Raw genomic sequence first — 1,280 nt, forward strand, 5'->3', positions numbered from 1 at the left:
AGCTCGACCGCTTCATGGCGAATATCCGCGCGGCATAGATAGCTGCGACGCCGTCGCGCCGCCTCGGACAAGCCCGCCATCAGGCGCGCTCGTCCGCGACGACGGCGGAGGTCGGCGCTGGCGGTCAATTTGTAGCGGCGCGAGAAAGCGCCCCTTAACAATTCCCTGCGTCACCTAACCGCCGGTTGCCGCGCCACAAATTTACCACAGCTTATCCTTTGCCCCCTACCGTGCAGACGAGTCGGGAAGCGGGCTGCTTCCGGGCTGCGCCTGGTTTTCCGCGAATGGAATGGGGTGGGGGAATGTCGGTCAAGTCGAAGTCGAGCCAATCGAAGCTGCCAACGTTGCGTTTTCGTGCAAAAATCATCCTCGGCTTCGTGGCAGTGCTAGCCATCCTCGCCGTCAGCATGGCTTTCGCCTATTTCGGCTTCGAACGGATCCAGGGCGCCGTCGCCTCCTACCGAACCAGCGTGTCGGAGGCCGATCTGGCGCGGACGGTCGAACGCGAGCTGATCGCCTATCAGGGGCTGGCACGGGCCTATACCCTGACCGGCGCGGCGGATGACGAGACCGCAGCCAAGACCGCTGAAGGCAATCTGAAGAGCGCGATCGCCAAGTCGGTGGCCGCCACGACCGGTGCCGCCCGCCGCGAGCAGGTCGGCCAGCTCGAGGCCGAGTTCCAGCGCTTTACGAAAGTCTTCGGCGAGATCATCACGCTGACGCGCGAGAACAACAAGATCGCGGCCGACGAGCTCAACAGCGTCGGCAACAAGATCCGTTTCAAATTCGACGATCTCGCCGACACTGCAGCACTGGCGGGCCTGAACTCGGTCCAGAGCACGGCCAAGGACGTCACCTCGCAATATCTGGCGGTCTCCACCTCGGTCAGCGCCTTCGTGGCCAAGCCGGAGCCGAAGACCGCCGACGGCGTGATCGCCCGCATCAAGTTCCTCGAGACGCTGCTGGTCTCCATCTATGCGAATGACCAGAAGATCACGGATCGCGTCAAGGAGATCGGCGATCTCTTGAAGCAGTACCGCGCCTCGTTCGCAAAGCTGACCGAGAACGTGAAGGTCATCGTCAAGCTGAACGGCGAGATGACCAAGACGGCGGCGACCATCCTCAAGCTCTCGGCCGAGCTGCGTTCGGATCTGACCGCCGACCAGCAGCGCATCGAGGCGAGCGCCAATGCGACGATCGGAGAGACCGAGCAGCTGATGCTGATGCTGGCGCTGGGCGGGTTGGCCGTGGGCACCGTGCTGGCCTTGTGGCTCGGCAAT

1 pseudogene is annotated in these 1,280 nt (G+C 63.4%); it reads left to right on the forward strand.

Annotated features, from left to right (window positions below):
- Window positions 1-302 precede the first annotated feature (302 nt).
- Window positions 303-1,280, forward strand: a pseudogene (locus XH87_RS08420) (methyl-accepting chemotaxis protein); the annotation flags it as partial.

The sequence above is a fragment of the Bradyrhizobium sp. CCBAU 53415 genome, from assembly GCF_028128735.1.
Lineage (GTDB): Bacteria > Pseudomonadota > Alphaproteobacteria > Rhizobiales > Xanthobacteraceae > Bradyrhizobium.